Below are 17,048 nucleotides of genomic sequence, written 5' to 3'. Positions count from 1 at the left end.
ACCCACGGGCGTCGCTCGTGGGAAGTCGGGATGCCCCGCTATTCGCTCAGCAGTTGTTCGCGCAGGATGTCCGCGTGCCCGCAGTGCTGGGCCAGCTCGCGCAGCACGTGGAGGTACACCCAACGCAGTGGGAGCGGACCGCGCCGGTTACCGAGGAGCAGGTCGTCCAGCCCCAGCGACGACGTCGCGCGGCGCGCCGCCTCACACGCCTCACGGTGTGCGCGTTGGATGGTGGCGATCGTGTCCTCGTCGTCGAGGACGAACGACTCGTCCGGCGTCGCGGGGATGCCGATCTCGGCGCGTGGGCGGCGGGTGACGGCTTCGTCGAACCAGACCTTCTCCACGAAGGTCGCGTGCTTCACCAGGCCCAGCAGCGTGGTCCGGGAGGGTACCAGCGAGCGGCGTGCCTGCTCCTCGGTCAGCCCGTCCAGGCAGTCGTCGAGCGCGCGGCGGTGCTCGTCGAGGAACGCCTCGAACTGGGGCTGGGCCGGCTGGCCGATGACGTCTTCGGCGAACGTCGCCGGAAATGAGGACATCCGCGAAGCATTTCAAGGTGATCGCTCGGGAGCAACCAGGATACAAGGGCAGGTTTCGCCAGCAACCGGGCGTGGCCGCGCGGCTCAGAATCGTACGGCGATTCCGATCAACGGAGAACGCCGCATGCGCAGGGTGCGGGTGAGCCAGTTTCCTATCCGGGACAGGACGTACTTCCGAGCCAGGAGCCGTCGTCCGAATTCCGTTTCCGTCTCGTCAAGGAGTCGGGCGGTGCCCTGCGCGCTCGGAGCACCCGGGGCGATCTTGCCACGGAAATCGCAGACCGTAACCACGACCTGGCGGTTGTTGCGGATCCGCTTGACCTTCCACGCACCGGCATCGGTCACGACGAACAGTTCGTCGCCGTTCAGTACGTGCCAGACCGGCGTGGCGACCCCGGTGCCGTTTCTGCGGTAGGTGGTGAGGCTGACGTACTTGCTGCGGCCAATCTCTTCTACAACGGTCATTGGCCGAGCCTATCGACGCGGCATGCGATGCCGCCCCGACGATGGTGGTTCGGTCGTGGTCCGCGCGCCGGAGAACTTCGGCGCATTCGACGACGACCGGCCGCCGTGGGCGTTCAGCGGCGGTCCAGTCGGTGTCCAGTGGGTTCGGGGTCGCCTGCTCGGGTGGCTTCGTCGAGATCCGCAACCTTCCGGTGGGTGGGATCACCGCGCGGGGCACCTGCCCGCAGTACGGCGGATACGCGCTCACCGCGACCTCCAACCCCTGATTCCCACGGGCCGGGGCCCGGCACGCCGTGCGCGGATCCGCCGCGCACGGCGTACCGGTGCGGGTCTTGTATCCGGGGGCGCCGTCGGGACGGCCCGACCGCCTGTGCATCATCGTCAGGTGGCCGACCACGTCATCCTGGTGAACGGTCTTCCCGGCTCGGGCAAGACCACCCTTGCCGCGGAGTTGGCGCCGGCGCTCTCGGTACCACTCGTCGCCAAGGACGCCATCAAGGAGGCCATAGCGGCGGCGGTGTCCGGAGTCTCCTCGACCGTCATCGGCCGTGCGACGTCGGAGATGATGTGGACTCTCGCCGAGGGGGTACCCGGCAGGGTGTTGCTCGAGTCGTGGTGGTTCACGCCACGGGATCTCTCCTTCGCCGAAGCCGGCCTGCGTCGCTGCGGCGCTCGCACGGTTGTCGAGATCTGGTGCGATGTGCCAGCCGAACTGGCTCGGCACCGCTGCGCGCTGCGCCGTCGACACGCGATCCACGAGGACGAGCGACGTCTCGCGGAGTCGTGGCCCGAATGGAGCCGGAGAGCCGAGCCGCTCGGCCTCGGCCACACGCTGAGAGTGCGGACGGACCGGCCGGTGGACGTCCTCGATCTCGTCCGCCGGATCGACGCGACCACGCCACCGCCGGCTCAGGCCGGAAGCGCGGCAGTGCCGCCCTGAGCGCGTCAGCCGGGAACACGGCCGCGCCGCCCTGAGCGTCAGGCTGCGCCGCCCTGAGCGTCAGGCCGCGCCGCCCCTGAGCGTCAGGTGGTGCCGGGCGTCGTCAGGTGGCGTCCCTGACGTACCGGCCGGGCGGAAGGCCGACCACCCGCTTGAAGTGCCGGTTCAGGTGCGCCTGGTCGTAGAACCCCGCCTGGGCGGCGACCTCGGTGATCGGCAGCCCCGCCCTGAGCAGGGACTTGGCGTGCCGTACCCGGGACTGCGTCTGGTACGCGTGCGGCGTCATCCCCACCGCCGCCCGGAACACGCGGCACAGGTGGAAGGCACTGAGGCCGGCGTTCCTGGCCAGCGCCTCCAGCGTCACGTTCTCGTCGAGGTGCTCCCGCAGGTATTCCTTGCTCAGCCGGACCGCCCGGCGTTCCTGGCCGGGTGGCCTGGGCGTCTGCGGGGGTACCGCGTGGCGGGCAACCAGTAGCACGAGGGCTTCGACGAGCTGTGTCTCCCGTTCCAGCACGCTCGAGTCGGGCGGCTCCGAGAGCTGGTGGAACCGGCGAAGCCGGGCGGCAACCTTCGGGTCCCGTACGACGTCGCCGCCGAACTCCGGCCCACGGCGCCGGTATCCGGGGAACTCCGCCGCGATCCTGCGCATGAGGTCCGGGCCGGGATACAGGGCCCGGTACGTCCAGGAACTCTCCGTGGGGGAGCCGCCGGCGTGCGCCTCCTCCGGATTGAGCGCGATCAGGTCGCCGGGGCCGATGACGTGCGTGTCCCCCCGGTAGGTGGGCGTGGCGATCCCTTCCTCGGTGAGGGCGATGAAGAACTCCTCGTGCGCGTGCGGGCGGAAGGTGAACTCGCTGAGGGTGGCCCGGAGAAGCTCCAGGCCACCCAGGTCTGCCGCCCACCACATCCGGGCACGGTCGGCGTCCGGTCGGTTCTCGGAGGCGCTCGCCACGGGATCAAGCCTAGGCCGGCGCAATCCCGTCCAAGACTGGCGCTCCGGGCCCGTTCTAGGGTCCCCGTCGGAAACCACCAGCCAGTGTGGAGGGGGCACCCGTGCAAAGGAATCTCCGTGGCACATCCCGTTCGGCGACCGACGTACCCGCCGATCTTTTCGCCCGTACGGCGGAGCTCGCGGCGCAGTGGCTCCGGTCGCTCGACCGGCGGCCGGTGGCCGCCTCGGCGGACCTCGACGAACTGCGGTACCGGCTCGGTGGCCCGCTCCCGGTCGGTCCCGCCGATCCGCTGATGGTGGTGGAGGATCTGGCGCGGGCGGCCGAACCGGGGCTGGTCGCGATACCCTCCGGCCGCTATTTCGGCTTCGTGATCGGCGGAGGTCTTCCGGCCGCCGTCGCGGCCGACTGGCTCACCTCCGTCTGGGACCAGTGTCCCGGCTTCTACGCGTGCGGTCCGGCCGCCTCCGTCGTCGAAGAGGTGACCGGCGGCTGGCTCGCCGCGCTGCTCGGGCTGCCGGTGGACGCGTCGTTCGCCTTCGTCACCGGTTGCCAGACGGCCCACCTCACCTGCCTGGCCACGGCCCGGCACCACGTCCTGCGCGCGGTCGACTGGAACGTCGAGGAACTGGGCCTGAGCGGAGCGCCGTCCATCCGGGTCGTCGTCGGGGCGCGGCGGCACGTGAGCGTCGACCGTGCCCTGCGGTTCCTCGGCATCGGAAGGGTGTCCCTGCGGGTCCTGCCGGTCGACGGTTCCGGCCGGATGGAGGTGTCCCGACTCCGGGACGAACTCGCCACCGCCGGCCCGCCGACGATCGTCTGTGCCCAGGCCGGCGAGGTCAACACCGGCGCCTTCGACGACCTCGACGACATCGCCGACGCCGTGGCCGGCACCGGCGCGTGGCTGCACGTCGACGGGGCGTACGGCCTGTGGACCGCCGCCAGTCCGGCGTTGCGCCACCTGGTCCGGGGTGTCGAGCGGGCCGACTCGTGGGCCTTCGACGCGCACAAGTGGCTGAACGTCCCGTACGACTCGGGCCTGGCCTTCTGCGCCCACCCGGACTCGCATCGGGCCGCGATGACCGCCACCGCCGAATACCTGGTGCAGGGCGGCCCGGGGCAACCACGGGACGCCATGGACTGGACGCCGGCCTTCTCCCGACGGGCCCGGGGGTTCGCCGTCTACGCGGCGCTACGGTCCCTGGGCCGGGAGGGCGTGGCGGAACTGCTGGAGCGGAGCTGCGCCCATGCCCGAAGGTTCGCCGCCGGCCTGGCCACCGTGCCCGGTTGCGAGGTGCTGAACGAGGTCGTGATCAACCAGGTGCTCTTCCGGTTCGACGACGACCGGTCGACCGACGCGGTCCTGCGTCGGGTGATCGACAGCGGCGAGGCGTGGCTGAGCGGGACGACGCTCGACGGTCGACGGGCCATCCGCCTGTCGGTGACCAACTGGCAGACGAGCGACAGCGACATCACCCGCGCTCTCGACGCGTTCCGCACCGCCGCGGCCGAGTTGTTAGGAAGGGGCCCTTCTTCTACAGAAAACGATAGGAAGGGGCCCTTCCTTACCTGACGGCGGGCCGTTGACGTCGGTAGGGCGTCCACCTAGTCTGGTTACGGCCGTGGCCGTAATTGGGATCGTGGTGCTGGTTGGTGGTGCTGGCCCGGGGCTGTTGACGGGCCAAACCAACCCGGGCGCGGCTCGGCGACGACCAGATGTGGCAGTTCTCTTTTGGTACCGGCCAATTACGGTTCCCCCCGTTACTCGACCGACGGCCCATGCCAGGAAAGTAGGCGCCCATGCGCAGCACTCGTAGAGTCATCGGCCTGCTCACCGTGCTCGCGGTGGCGCTGACCATCTCCGGCGTACCGGCCGCTGGGGCGGCGACGTCGCAGGCCCCGGCCGTCACCGTCGACCCCCTCGGCATTCCGCTGCGCGACGTCCTGCTGATCGGCGGGACCGTCGCGCCGGGCCCGGCCGGCCGGCCGGTGCTCTGGTCGGCGGTGTCCGGCGAGCCGGCCCGGCTGGTGGCGATCGATCCGGCGACCGGTCGAACGGTGTCCACCCAGGACCTCACCGGTGCCCCCGGCTCCTACGCGGTCGCCGCCGCCCCGGACGGCACCGTGTACGTCGGCGCGTACAACACCGGGGACCTGTACCGGCGCAAGCCGGGGCCGAACAGTCCGATCGAGAACCTCGGCCGGCCGCTGCCGACCGAAACGTACATCTGGCGGCTCGCCGTCGACGAGCGCGGCGTCGTCTACGGTGGCACGTTCCCCGGCGCGATGGTCTTCTCCTTCGATCCCGCGACCGGCACCACCCGGAACTACGGGCAGGTGCTGCCCGGGGTGCAGTACGTCCGCAGCCTCGCGGTCGGTGGTGGCAAGATCTACGCCGGCACCCAGCCCGACGGCCACCTCATCGAGATCGACAAGGCCACCGGCAAGCGCCGGGAGCTGCCACTACCCGCCGAACTCGGCGACGGCGTCGGCGTCACGGTGTACGACCTCAACGTCCACGACGGCCGGCTGTACGCCCGGTTCGGCTCGGCCATCAACGGCGACCTCGGGGTGTACGACGTCAAGCGTCGCAGGTGGACCGACCTGATCCCCGACGTGGCCGGACTGGACGTCGCCGAGCCCGGACCGGGTGGACTGGTCTACTTCACCCGGGCCGGAAAGCTCGTCGGATACCACCCCAGGACCCGAAAATTCACCGATACCGGGCTGGCCTTCCCCGGCCGGGTGGTCAACAACCGGGGCATCGGCTGGGTCAAGCTCGGCGACCGGAAGTGGCCGGGGCGCACCCTGGTCGGGCTGCTCTGGCGCGGCGACATGTTCCGGTACAACCCGCAGACCGGCCGGTCGGAGGTGTTGCGTACGGACGTGCCCGGCGAGCCGATCCCGCTCGCGGCGCTGCACATCGGCGCGTCCGGCACGGTGTACGCCGGTGGCTACCTCAACGGCGGCCTCGCCCGGGTCGACATCGACACCGGCGCGTCGGACTTCCAGCGTTTCGCCCAGGTGGAGAGCGTGCTGGAGACCGAGGGTCAGGTCTACCTGGGTGCGTACCCCGACTCGCGGCTGTACCGGTACGACCCGGGCCAGCCGTGGAACAGCTCGGAGTACTCGCCCCAGCTGCCCGGCACCCCGGAGAACCCGGTGAAGCTGCTCGACCTGAAGTCCGCCGACCAGGTGCGGGCGCGGGCGTTGACCGATGCCGGGGACAAGGTCGCCTACGGCACGATGCCGAACACGACGCTCGGCGGCGCGCTCGCCATCGTCGACAAGGCGACCGGGGCGTCGACCGTGCACCGGCCGGTGGTCACCGACTCGTCGATCGTGAGCCTGGCGTACGCCGGCGGCCTGATCGTGGGCGGTACCTCGATTGACGGTGGGTACAGCGTGCCGGCGCCGACCCAGACCGAGGCCCGGTTGTTCGGCTGGGACACCGCCACCGACGGCAAGGCGTTCGAGTTCGTTCCGGTGCCCGGTGCGAAGGCCGTTCCGGCGCTCACCCTGGACCGGTCGGGGCTGCTGTGGGGGCTGGCCGGCGGGCAGCTCTTCGCCGTCGACGTGGCGTCCCGGTCGGTGGTCCAGCGCATCCAGCTCGCCCCGGGCGTGTCGGACAGCCGGGGCCGGCTCGGCTACGACGCCACCGCCAACGTGCTGTACGCGCTGGTCGGCAACCGCCTGCTGTTCCGGGTGGACGTCGCGACCGGCGCCCCGACCCAGTTGCTGGACCAGCCGGCCGAGTTCCTCGCGGTGCACCCGGACGGGCGGCTGGTGCTCGGCGACGGGCCGCAGTTGTACCGGGTGACCGTCTCGGGCTGAGCACGGCACGGATCACCGGCGACGGACCGGTGGCCCCTACCCGGGGGCCGCTGGTCCGTCGCTGCTGCGTCGTGGGGTCGCGCGCCGGGTGCGGCCGTCGGCGGCCATCTCGTCCAGCACCCGGGCGCAGGTGCGGGGCCGCGCCGGAGCCGTCGGACGTAGCTGGTTTCGGTCCGGGCTCAATTCGCCTCCGGAGCGGCATGGGTTGATCCACGAGCCGGAGACGCGCTGGCAACTTCGGAGCGATTCACCCTCGACTATGGAGTTTCGGCCGCGTCCGTAATAGGGTCTCCGGCACCTGCCGGAACGAGGGAGGCAACTCGTGTCGTTGTCGCGTCGAATCGTCCTGCCCGCCACCGTCGCCCTGGCGATCACCGCCGCCGTACTGCCCGCCGGTCCCGTCCATGCCGGTCCCGGCACCGCCGCAGTCGCGCCCACCAGGGTCGACCCCGGCACCGTCACCGACTTCGGGGTGCAGCAGAGCGCCCTGACGGTCTTCGAGACCCACTATGGCACCGGGGCCGGCGACCGTCCGGTCGCCTACGCCGTCCAGATGGGATCGCCGGGCGTGCTCAGCGTGACCGATCCGGTGACCCGTGAACTGCTCGACACCGCGTACCTGCACGAGTCCTCGGGGGCCTGGGGCGTCACCCAGGCCAGCGACGGGATCGTGTACGCCGGCAGCTACCCCAACGCGCACGTCTACTCCTACGACCCCCGTACCCGGGTCACCACCGACCTGGGCGCGCCGGTCGCCGGGCAGGGCCTGCTGTACGGCCTCCGGCCCGGCACGGACGGCCGGATCTACGGCGGCACCTATCCGGACGCGCACGTCTTCTCGTACTCCCCGACGGAGGGGTTCCGCGACTACGGCGCGATGTACCCCGGCGAGCAGTACGTCGTGGACACCGCCGTCGACGCCGACCGGAACGTGTTGTGGGCGGCGATCGGGAGCCATGGCCACCTCGTCCGACTCGACCTGACGACGGGGGAGAAGCGGGACATCTGGCCGGAGCCGCTGCGCGGCGACGCCAGTTATCCGTACGACATCAACCTGGTCGGCGGCAAGCTCTTCGTCAAGCGGAGCCAGCAGCAGGCCCTCGTGCTCGACCCCGACTCCGGAGCGGTCCTGGCCGACGGGTTCACGATGAACTCGCGCGGCACCTCCCCGCTCGCCCCGGACGGCCGGTCGGTCTACTTCACCTCCGGCAACGGGCTCTGGCGCTACGACCTGCCGACCGACACCTACGGTCCCGCCCCGGACGGCGCCGGTGCACCGGTGGCCGGCGGCGGGGCGGGGATCGGATTCGGTTTCGTGGCCGGCCGGCTGTACGCCACGATCGGCAACTACTCGGGTCAGGCGCTCTGGTACGACCTGGCGACCGGGGCGAACGAGCGGTACCGGTTGCCGTTCCCGCCGCAGGCCCTGGACATCAACAACATCACCGCCGGCCCGGACGGCCGGGTCTACACGAACCTCTACATCAACGGCAACATGGCGGTGCTCGATCCGGCGACCGGAGTGGCGACCAACGTCGGGCGGGTCGGCCAGACCGACGGCTTCGGCTGGCACGACGGGCTGATGTACCAGGGCGTGTACCCGTACGGCGGGGTGCTGGAGTACGACCCGGCGCGGCCGTACCAGCTCAGCACCAATCCGCGTGAGCTGTTCCGGATGCAGCCGGACGGGCAGAACCGCCCGATCGCGTTCGCCTCGGCCGGCTCGAAGGTCTACGTCGGCAGTACCCCGGACTACGGGCTCTGGGGTGGTGCGCTCACCGTCTACGACGTCGCCACCGGCATCCGGACCACCCACCGGAACATCATCCCCGACCAGGCCGTCATCGCTCTGGCGGTGATCGGTGACCGGCTCTGGGCCGGCAGCACGATCGGTGCCGGCGGGGGCACCGAGCCGAGGGCGACCGAGGCGAAGCTCTTCACTGCCGACCTGGCGACCGGCGAGAAGATCACGGAGTACACCCCGGTGCCGGGCGCGTTCGCGATCAGCTCGGTCGCCCTCGGACCGGACGGCATGGTCTGGGGCCTGGCCGACGGTGAACTGTTCGTGCTCGATCCGGCGACCGGCGCCACCGTGCATCGTCGGGACGTGCCGGGGAGCTACACCGGGGCGCACGACGAACTGTTCGTGAACCCGGCCGACGAGCACGTCTACGCCTCGCTCGACGGGTACCTGCTCCGGATCGACCCGCTCTCCAAGGCGGTCACGGTGGTCCGCGACGCGCAGACGTACCGGCTCACCCAGGACGGGCAGGGCAACCTGTGGTTCCGCAACGGGGTCAAGGCCGCCAACGGGGCGGTGCAGTACGGCTCGAACCTGCTGCGCTACGTACCGGAGGCGGACGGCTGCCCCGAGTCGGACCTGCGGGCGACGGTGCTGACCGGCGACGTCGACTCCCGGGTCCGCAACCGGTACGGCGCCGACGGCTGCACGGTCAACGACCTGATCCGGGACGAGGCGAACTGGGGCAGTCGGGCCGCCTTCCTGGTCCACGTCGTCACGGTCACCGGGCAGCTCGTCGGGGCCAAGGTGCTCACCCCGGCGGAGATGGGCGCGATTCTGGTGGCGGCGGCCCGGTCCGGCATCGGCGGGTAGCCGCCACGACGGGGGCGCCGGGCCCGGGACGGACGAGCCGCTGTCCGACCCGGACCCGGCGTACGGCGGTTACGGCGCGGTCCGATAAGGAGGTCGGTCGCGGAAAGCCTGACGACGCCATATTTGATCTTCGTGTATCTAGTATCGGCCCGGACCGTAAGTTAACCTACTTCGAACCAAGCTCACCTGGGAGGATGCGGGATGCGTGTTCGGAAGAGCCTGTCAGCCGTTGCGGTGGCGCTCGCCGCCGTGCTCGCGGCGACCGCCTGTGGAGGGTCCGGCTCCGGGGACTCGGACAAGAAGACCGTCACCATGTGGATGTACCCGGTCATCGCCGACGAGGCGAAACACCGGGCCTTCTGGGACGAGACCGTCGCCGCCTTCAAGGCGCAGCACCCCGACATCGAGGTGAAGACGGAGATCTTCCCGTGGGCGAACCGCGACCAGGCCCTGGCCACCGCGATCGCCGGCAACAAGGGACCCGACGTCGTCTACCTCATCCCCGACCAGCTTCCCAAGTACGCCCGCAACATCGAGCCGGTCGACGCGTACCTGGACGACGCCGCGCGCGGCGACTACCTCGACAACGTCGTCACCTCCGTCACCATCGACGGCAAGATGATGGGCGCACCCGTCCTGACCAGCGCCGTGACGACGATCTGCAACAAGAAGGTCTTCGACGCCGTCGGCCAGACGACGTACCCCGCGACCTGGAACGACATGCTCGGGATGGCACCGGCGTTCAAGGCCAAGGGCTACGACATGACCGCCTACGCCGGGGACGTGAAGAACACCCTCAACCAGACCTTCTATCCGCTGCTCTGGCAGGCCGGCGGCGAGGTGTTCAGCCCGGACGGCAAGTCTGCGGCGTTCGACAGCGACGCCGGCCGGAAGGCACTCACCTTCGTCAAGCAACTCGTCGACGGCGGATTCCTGGACAAGAGCATGCTCACCACGGTGCCGCCGGTCGAGCAGACCCGGATCGCCCAGAACAAGGTGGCCTGCGTCTGGCACATGGAGCCGCAGCAGGTGGAGAGCTTCTGGGGCAAGGAGAACATCAAGGTCCTGCCGCCGATGACCGAGGCCAGGCAGATCGGGTACGGCACCGTCGGCTCGCTCGCCATGCTGAGGAACGCCGCGGACAAGGAGGCCGCGGGCAAGTGGATCGCGTTCGTCTCCGCCGCCGACGTCGCCAAGAAGTACGACACCAGCTCAGGCTTCTTCGCCGCGAAGAAGTCCGCCGGCACGCTGTACGCCGGGGACCCCGTCCTCGGCGAGCAGGAGAAGTACGTCGGCATGACCACCGTCGGGCCGCTGCACGAGAAGGCCCGGGACGTGATGGGCGTACTCGCTCCGGAGATCCAGGCGGCCCTGCTCGGCAAGAAGTCGGTGGACCAGGCGCTGAGCGACGCGGCCAAGGCGGCCGACCCGCTGCTCGGCTAGTCCTCCTAAGGACGGTCCGACCCCGAACCGCGAGGAAAGGTGATGGAGATGGTCGTGCTGCCCGGCCGTCGTGCTCGTCGCCTGCGCCGTCCCTCGGCGCGGGAGGCGGGAACGGCGCTGCTCTTCATCCTGCCGTGCCTGGCGCTCTTCGTCGTGTTCCGGTTCGGGCCCGCGATCGCCGGGGTGGTGCTCGGCTTCACCGACTACACCATCGGCGGGGACACCGGCTGGGTCGGGCTGGAGAACTTCCGCCGGCTCGTGGACGATCCGACCTTCTGGTCGGCGGTACGGGTGACGGTGGTCTTCACCCTGCTCTCCGTACCGCTGTCGATGCTCGCCTCGCTGGGCATGGCGCTGCTGACCCGGCGCGCGTTCCGCGGCGCGAAGATCTTCCGGTCGATCTTCTTCCTGCCGGTCGTGACCAGCCTCGTCCTGGCCGGAGTGGTCTTCACCTGGGTGTTCGCCGAGGGCGGACCGTGGTCGAGCCTGATGGCCGGCCTCGGTCTGCCGGCGGGGTCGTGGCTGGCCGACAGCGTCCTGGTGATCCCGGCGCTCGTGTTCGTCTCGGTGTGGTCCCGGTTCGGGTACGGGATGCTGATCCTGCTCGCCCGGCTCCAGGAGATCCCGGCCGAACTGGAGGAGGCGGCGCGTACCGACGGTGCGTCCGCCTGGCAGCGGTTCCGGTACGTGACCCTGCCGCAGTTGCGACCCGCGCTGTTCTTCGTGGCCATCATCGAGACGACAGTCTCGTTCCAGGTCTTCGACACGGTCTACGTGATGACCGGCGGCGGCCCGGTACGCGCCAGCTACACCCTCGTCTACATGCTCTACGACCAGGGCTTCCGGTACTTCGACCTCGGCTACGCCAGCGCGATCGGAGTCGCGTTGTTCGTGATGACCGTGGTCGTGGCGCTGATCCAGCGCCTGACCCTGGGGAGGGAAAAGTGACCGAAACCCTGGTGCCGCCGGCCGCCGCGCCCACCCCGCCGCTTCCGCCGGAACACCGCCGGCGGCCCTACCGGCCCCACCGGGCCAGCCGGTCCTGGCAGCTGATCCGGGCAGTGCTGCTGGTGATCGGGGCGGCGATCACGCTCTTCCCCTTCTACGCGATGGTCGTGCTGTCGTTCAAGCCGACCGGACCGGTCACCTTCCCCGACAGCCTGCTGCCGTGGCCGTTCTCCGCCGAGGCGTACGACGCGGTGTTCGGCGCCAAGAGCGTGCTGCGCTGGGTGTGGAACACCCTGGTCTACTCGGTGGTCTCCGTGGTCGGGGTGCTGCTGCTGTCGTCGCTGGCCGGGTACGCGTTCGCCAAGAAGCGCTTCCCGGGCAAGGAGACGATGTTCTGGTCGTTCCTCGCGATGCTGATGGTGCCGTACCACGTCACGATGATCCCGACGTTCATCATCATCTCCGAGCTGGGCGGCGTCGACACCTACTGGGGCCTGATCCTGCCGACCCTGGCCAACGCGCAGGCGGTGTTCCTGATGCGGCAGTTCATCGCGTCGCTGCCCGACTCGCTGTTCGAGGCGGCCCGGCTCGACGGCTGCTCGGAGTGGCGGGTGTACGTGTCGATCGTGCTGCCACTGATCAAGCCGATCCTCGCCACCCTCGGGGTCTTCGTGTTCCTGTGGCACTGGAACGACTTCCTGTGGCCGCTCATCGTCGGGCAGAGCACCGACATGCGTACCCTGACCACCGGAATCGCCTCGCTGCAACAGGAGAACGTGCCGCTCAACATGCTCCTCGCCGGCTCGGTCATCGCGTTCGTGCCGATCTTCATGGCGTACCTGGTCGGCCAGCGGTACTTCACCGAGGGGGTCGCCAGCTCGGGAATCAAGGGGTGAGCCAGGCCAACGCGGGGCAGTCGGATCACGGCGGACCAGCGGCCGGCGCGGCGCGCACGATCGCCGTGGCCGCGCCGCCGGCACTGCGGTCGCTGTTCTTCCCTGGAACCCTCTGGAAGGAGCTGACCTCCCTCGGCCCGCTCCGCCTGCCGCCGGACAGAGCCGATCTCGCCGACCCGACCGTCCTGGCGACCCTGCTCCGGGACGCCGCGATCGTGGTCACCTCGTGGGGCTGCGCGCCGCTGTCGGCGCCGGTGCTCGCCGCCGCGCCCCGGCTCCGGCTGCTCGCCCACACGGGCGCCTCCGTCCGGCCGTACGCCACACCGGCCTCCTTCGCCCGGCGGGTACGGGTGACGCAGGCCGGCGACGCGATGGCGTACGCGGTGGGGGAGCAGGCGCTCGGGCTGACCCTGGCCCTGCTGCATCGGGTGCACCGGTTCGACCACGCCCTGCGTACCGGCGTCGAGTGGGCGACCGCGAAGGCCGCGCCGCCCCGGCGGGAGTTGCGCGGCAGCGTGGTCGGGGTGGTGGGCGCGTCGCGCACCGGACGGGCGTACGTCGGACTGGTCCGGGCGTTGGGCGGGCACGTGGTCGTCTGCGACCCGTTCCTGACCGGCGCGGACGCCGACGCCCTCGGTGTCCGCCGGGTGAGCCTCGACGAACTGCTCGCCGGCTCGACCGTGGTGTCCCTGCACGCGCCGGTGCTGCCGGGCACCACCGGCATGATCGGCGCCCGGGAGCTCGCGCTGATGCCCGACGGCGGTCTGCTGGTCAACACCGCCCGGTCGGCGCTGGTGGCCGGCGACGCGCTGTTGGCCGCGTTGCGTTCGGGACGGATCGACGCCGCGCTGGATGTCTTCGACGAGGAGCCGCTGCCCGTCGACCATCCGCTGCGCCGGTTGCCGAACGTCCTGCTGACCCCGCACGAGGCCGCCGGGACGGTCGGATCGCGCCGCCGGGCCGGCGAGATCGTCCTCGCGGAGCTGCGGCGGTTCCTGGCCGGCGAACCGCTGCGGCACGAGGTGCTGTCGCAGGATCTGGCCCGGCTGGGTTGAGCGCCCGCGTTCCCGGCGGTGGCGGGGTCGCCGGGGTGCCGTCCACGAGCGTCGTGGACGGCACCCCGGCATGGCGACGGTCCGCCGCCGTCCTATTCGGTGCGTAGCGCGGTGGCCGTGCGGGTGCGGGCGGCCCAGCCGGCGGGCAGCAGCGCGCCGAGGACGGCGATGAGGACGCCGCATAGGCCGAACAGCGCCAGTTCGGCGGGGTGGTAGACGTCGGTGACCGAGGCGGGCAGGTCGAAGCCGGTGATCCGGCCCATCTCGCCGAGGATCACCCGCTGCATCAGTACGCCGATGGGCGTGCCGATGGCGCCACCGATCAGCCCCGTCACGACGACCGATGCGATGACCATCGTGATGGTCTGCCGTGGGGTCATCCCCAGGGCCTTGTGTACGCCGAGGTCGTGCACGCGTTCGCGGGTCTCCAGGACGACCATGTTGAGTACGCCCAGCGCGGCGACGGCGACGAGCATCAGCGTCAGGAGGGTGGCCAGTGCGTTGATGATGATCACGGCCTCCTGGGTTTCGTCCTCGGCTATCCGTGCGGTGGCCCCCGCCGAGGCCAGCGCGGTGTTCAGCGTCTTGACGTAGGCGTCCGGGTCGGTGCCGGGCGCAAGGACGATGTCGTAGGTCTGGGCCCGCAGGTCCGGTTCGGCGGCCGCGAGCGTCGCGGCGGCGGTGAGGATCTGCATTCCCCTGCTCTGGATGTTGAAGACCTCGCCGACGATCCGGACGGTGATCTGCGCGCCGTGGCTGGTCACCGCGATGGTGTCACCGACCTGGGCGTGGGTGGCGGTCAGGAACGGCTTGGCCACGACGATCTCGCCGGGCCCGGTGAACCATCTGCCGGAGATGATCTCGTAGCCGTGCGAGGAGTTGTCGCCGGTGAAGGCGAGGGTGTCGAGGGCGGTGGTGAGGCCGCCGGTGGTCGTCTCCGTCTCGGCGATGCCGGTCCATCCCCTGGTGCCGGCCTGTGCGGTGATCGCCTTGGCGACGGCCACGGGGTCCGGCACCGATGGCGGCCGCCCCGGGGCGATCCTGGGTCCACCCCCGGGCGGTCCACCACCGGGCGGTGGTCCGGACATCGCCGCGCCGCCCGGTTGGACGACGACGTCGCCATGGCTCTCCGTGTCCTGGATCTGGTTCAGGGAGGCGCTCAGGCCGACGGCGAAGGTCGCGGCGGCGGCACCGAACGCGATCGCCGCCACGATCGTGGCCGACCTCAGGGCACGGGCGAACGGATGGGCCAGGCCGAGGGTCACCGGTCGGGGCAGGGGGAGTCGGGCGGTCAGCCGGGCCGCCCACTGGCCCCGGCCGGGGCGCGGGGTACGCCCGACCGCGAGCACGTCGACCGTACGCAGCCGGCCGGCGCGTGACGCCGACGCCCATCCGGTCGCCGCGACCAGCGCCAGCGCCCCGGCCAGTACGACGATGTTGACCGATGGGGCCACGCCGGAGTCGGTCGTGCCGTAGACCTCGTTGGTCTGGGCCAGGATCGGGATGACCAGGACGTTGCCGGCGAGCACCCCGAGCACGGCGCCGGCCACGGCGGGGATCAGCGCCTGGACCGTGTACGCCCGGACGACCTGGTTCGGGGTGAAGCCGAGGGCCTTGAGGATGCCGATCCGGTGCGTACCGGTGCTGACCGCACCGGCGATGACGTTGCCGATGATCAGGACCGCCATGAGTACGCCCAGCACCCCGAACGCGATGAGGAACGGGATGAACAGCAGGGTGCTCCCGGCACTGTTGGTCCTGGTGACGAGCCAGGACCGCGCTCCGGTCAACGCTCCGGCGGGCACGCTCGCCGCCACCGTGGCGCGGCCGGTGTCGACCTGGCTGCTGCTGTCGGCCTCGGCGAACCGGTACAGCATCTGGTAGGCGCCGGGCGTGCCCGGCACCGTCAGCGCCGCGATCTGTGCGGGAAGGACCCAGCCGCCGGCCGTCTCGCTGACCGACCGGGCCACCCCGACCACCGTCAGGGTGGGGCTGCCGGGCAGGTCCGCCAGCCGCAGCACGTCACCGACCTTCGGCTGGAGGCCCTTCGGAAGCCGGCCGTCGGTGTGCAGCACGATCTCGCCGGGGCCGGTCACCCACCGCCCGCCGGTCAGCGTGACGGCGTCGACGGGCCCGCCCGGATCGGCCCGCCCGACCACCGTGATCGAGCGTTGGGGTCGGATGCGATCACTGACCGGGCTGATGGCCGTGGTCGGGAACGGGCCGGCGGCCGCGCTGACGCCGGCCGCGTCCGCCGACGCCGACAGTTGCGCCGCGGTGGTTCTGGTCGCGTCGAACTGCGCGGTCAGGTGCGCGCCGTGCTGCTGGGTGAAGGCCCGGTCGAACGGTGCGTTGGAGACGACCATCAGCGACCCACCGAGTACGGCCGCGCTCACCGCGATCATCACGACCAGCCCGATCACGACGGTCTGCACCCGGCGTCGTCGCACACCGGAGCGGACCACCCCGCCCAGCGCACTCATCGGACCGGCTCCACCGAGGTGTCGGCGGCGACCCGGCCGTCGACAAGCTGGACGGTGCGGGTAGCGCACGACCGCGCCAGGGCCAGATCGTGGGTGACCAGGACGATGGTCTGGCCCTCGGCGTGCAGGTCGTTGAGCAGTTGCCGGACCTCCACGCCGGAGGCGGTGTCCAACGCGCCGGTCGGTTCGTCGGCCAGCAGCAGCGCCGGCCGGTTCATCAGCGCTCTGGCCACCGCGACGCGCTGCCGCTCACCGCCGGACAGCCGGCCCGGATAGGCGGTGGCGTGCCGGTCGATGCCGAGCGTGCCGAGCAGTTCCGTCGCGCGGCGTTGTGCCGCGCCCCGGGCCGTTCCGGCCAGCTGCGCCGGCAGCATGACGTTGTCGGCGACGGTCAGGTCGTCGAGGAGGTTGAAGAACTGGAACACCATGCCGATCTTCGCCCGCCGGTAGCGTGCGGAGGCGGCCTCCCCCAACGCGTCGACGCGGACACCGTCGACGGTCACCGTGCCGCTGCTCGGCCGGTCCAGCCCGGCCACCAGGTTCAGCAGGGTGGACTTGCCGCTGCCGGAGGGCCCGAGAATCGCGACGGCCTCCCCGGCGGCGATCGTGATGGAGACGCCGTCCAGCGCTGGCGGTCCCTCGTCGTACCTGCGGCTCACGGCGGTCAACTCGATCACCGGCACGGTCATGGTGGATCTCCCTCGGCTTCGTACGCGTCAGTCGGCACGTCTGGCCCGCCGAAGTTAGATCCGTCCGGGGAGCGCGCGCGTCGGTCGCCGGAGGCAGATCGCGTACCAGCTGGGGATGACCCGGGCGGGCGTCATCCCTGCGAGGTAGTCGACGGAGGTAGCCGGGGTAATCGGCTCGGCGGATGTCGCCGACCG

Annotated in this window: 14 protein-coding genes; 9 read left to right on the top strand and 5 right to left on the bottom strand. The window is 71.0% G+C overall.

Annotation, left to right across the window (positions count from 1 at the left end; translation table 11 throughout):
• Positions 1–38: 38 nt before the first annotated feature.
• Complete coding sequence (locus H4W31_RS35205; RefSeq protein WP_192770551.1) at positions 39–536, bottom strand: DinB family protein; 498 nt, start codon at positions 534–536, stop codon at positions 39–41.
• 84 nt (positions 537–620) lie between these two features.
• The gene (locus H4W31_RS35200) at positions 621–1,001 is read right to left on the bottom strand and encodes a PPOX class F420-dependent oxidoreductase (protein ID WP_192770550.1); all 381 of its coding nucleotides are present in this window, start codon (positions 999–1,001) and stop codon (positions 621–623) included.
• Positions 1,002–1,132: 131 nt separating this feature from the next.
• Between H4W31_RS35200 and H4W31_RS44570 the strand changes: the two genes are divergently transcribed.
• Both H4W31_RS44570 and H4W31_RS44565 read left to right on the top strand, forming a co-directional pair.
• The gene (locus H4W31_RS44570; RefSeq protein WP_318783587.1) at positions 1,133–1,267 is read left to right on the top strand and encodes a hypothetical protein; all 135 of its coding nucleotides are present in this window, start codon (positions 1,133–1,135) and stop codon (positions 1,265–1,267) included.
• Positions 1,268–1,386: 119 nt separating this feature from the next.
• Entirely contained in the window at positions 1,387–1,941 is a 555-nt protein-coding gene (locus H4W31_RS44565) for an AAA family ATPase (RefSeq protein WP_192770549.1), read from the top strand.
• Between the two features lie 103 nt (positions 1,942–2,044).
• Here H4W31_RS44565 and H4W31_RS35190 read toward each other — a convergent pair whose 3' ends face one another.
• The gene (locus tag H4W31_RS35190) at positions 2,045–2,893 is read right to left on the bottom strand and encodes an AraC family transcriptional regulator (protein ID WP_192770548.1); all 849 of its coding nucleotides are present in this window, start codon (positions 2,891–2,893) and stop codon (positions 2,045–2,047) included.
• Between the two features lie 101 nt (positions 2,894–2,994).
• On the opposite strand from H4W31_RS35190, the gene H4W31_RS35185 reads away from it, so the two are divergent.
• The 7 genes from H4W31_RS35185 (at position 2,995) to H4W31_RS35155 (ending at position 13,681) form a co-directional block, all read left to right on the top strand.
• Complete coding sequence (locus H4W31_RS35185) at positions 2,995–4,464, top strand: pyridoxal phosphate-dependent decarboxylase family protein (protein ID WP_192770547.1); 1,470 nt, start codon at positions 2,995–2,997, stop codon at positions 4,462–4,464.
• Between the two features lie 227 nt (positions 4,465–4,691).
• Positions 4,692–6,725 carry a PQQ-binding-like beta-propeller repeat protein gene (locus H4W31_RS35180; protein ID WP_192770546.1) on the top strand — a complete coding sequence of 678 codons (2,034 nt, stop codon included), beginning with the start codon at positions 4,692–4,694 and terminating at the stop codon, positions 6,723–6,725.
• A gap of 322 nt (positions 6,726–7,047) precedes the next feature.
• Positions 7,048–9,339 carry a PQQ-like beta-propeller repeat protein gene (locus tag H4W31_RS35175; protein ID WP_192770545.1) on the top strand — a complete coding sequence of 764 codons (2,292 nt, stop codon included), beginning with the start codon at positions 7,048–7,050 and terminating at the stop codon, positions 9,337–9,339.
• A 201-nt stretch (positions 9,340–9,540) separates the two neighbouring features.
• Positions 9,541–10,782: an ABC transporter substrate-binding protein gene (locus tag H4W31_RS35170; protein ID WP_192770544.1), complete on the top strand. Its 1,242-nt coding sequence runs from the start codon at positions 9,541–9,543 to the stop codon at positions 10,780–10,782.
• A 42-nt stretch (positions 10,783–10,824) separates the two neighbouring features.
• Positions 10,825–11,730 carry a carbohydrate ABC transporter permease gene (locus H4W31_RS35165; RefSeq protein ID WP_192770543.1) on the top strand — a complete coding sequence of 302 codons (906 nt, stop codon included), beginning with the start codon at positions 10,825–10,827 and terminating at the stop codon, positions 11,728–11,730.
• On the top strand, positions 11,727–12,626 hold the full coding sequence (locus tag H4W31_RS35160; RefSeq protein ID WP_318783586.1) for a carbohydrate ABC transporter permease: 900 nt from the start codon (positions 11,727–11,729) through the stop codon (positions 12,624–12,626). Before H4W31_RS35165 ends, H4W31_RS35160 begins: the two co-directional genes overlap by 4 nt.
• Positions 12,623–13,681 (top strand): hydroxyacid dehydrogenase, encoded by a 1,059-nt coding sequence (locus H4W31_RS35155; protein WP_192770542.1) that lies wholly within the window; start codon positions 12,623–12,625, stop codon positions 13,679–13,681. The genes H4W31_RS35160 and H4W31_RS35155 overlap by 4 nt, the downstream gene beginning before the upstream one ends.
• A 92-nt stretch (positions 13,682–13,773) precedes the next feature.
• On the opposite strand, the gene H4W31_RS35150 is transcribed toward H4W31_RS35155, so the two are convergent.
• Together H4W31_RS35150 and H4W31_RS35145 are read right to left on the bottom strand one after the other, a co-directional pair.
• Positions 13,774–16,164, bottom strand: coding sequence for an ABC transporter permease (locus H4W31_RS35150; protein ID WP_192770541.1), 2,391 nt, complete (start codon positions 16,162–16,164; stop codon positions 13,774–13,776).
• Positions 16,161–16,853 (bottom strand): ABC transporter ATP-binding protein, encoded by a 693-nt coding sequence (locus H4W31_RS35145; RefSeq protein ID WP_192770540.1) that lies wholly within the window; start codon positions 16,851–16,853, stop codon positions 16,161–16,163. Before H4W31_RS35145 ends, H4W31_RS35150 begins: the two co-directional genes overlap by 4 nt.
• Between the last annotated feature and the right edge of the window lie 195 nt (positions 16,854–17,048).

Source organism: Plantactinospora soyae, assembly GCF_014874095.1.
In the GTDB taxonomy this organism is placed as follows: domain Bacteria; phylum Actinomycetota; class Actinomycetes; order Mycobacteriales; family Micromonosporaceae; genus Plantactinospora; species Plantactinospora soyae.
Note: the sequence above shows the minus strand (reverse complement) of the source record. Positions and strands in the feature narration are given on the sequence as shown.

What these genes read in the sequence shown, in the direction of transcription:
- H4W31_RS35205 (WP_192770551.1), bottom strand. Translation starts at nt 536, where the DNA reads ATGTCCTCATTTCCGGCGACGTTCGCCGAAGACGTCATCGGCCAGCCG.
- H4W31_RS35200 (WP_192770550.1), bottom strand. Translation starts at nt 1,001, where the DNA reads ATGACCGTTGTAGAAGAGATTGGCCGCAGCAAGTACGTCAGCCTCACC.
- H4W31_RS35180 (WP_192770546.1), top strand. Translation starts at nt 4,692, where the DNA reads ATGCGCAGCACTCGTAGAGTCATCGGCCTGCTCACCGTGCTCGCGGTG.
- H4W31_RS35170 (WP_192770544.1), top strand. Translation starts at nt 9,541, where the DNA reads ATGCGTGTTCGGAAGAGCCTGTCAGCCGTTGCGGTGGCGCTCGCCGCC.
- H4W31_RS35165 (WP_192770543.1), top strand. Translation starts at nt 10,825, where the DNA reads ATGGAGATGGTCGTGCTGCCCGGCCGTCGTGCTCGTCGCCTGCGCCGT.
- H4W31_RS35150 (WP_192770541.1), bottom strand. Translation starts at nt 16,164, where the DNA reads ATGAGTGCGCTGGGCGGGGTGGTCCGCTCCGGTGTGCGACGACGCCGG.
- H4W31_RS35145 (WP_192770540.1), bottom strand. Translation starts at nt 16,853, where the DNA reads ATGACCGTGCCGGTGATCGAGTTGACCGCCGTGAGCCGCAGGTACGAC.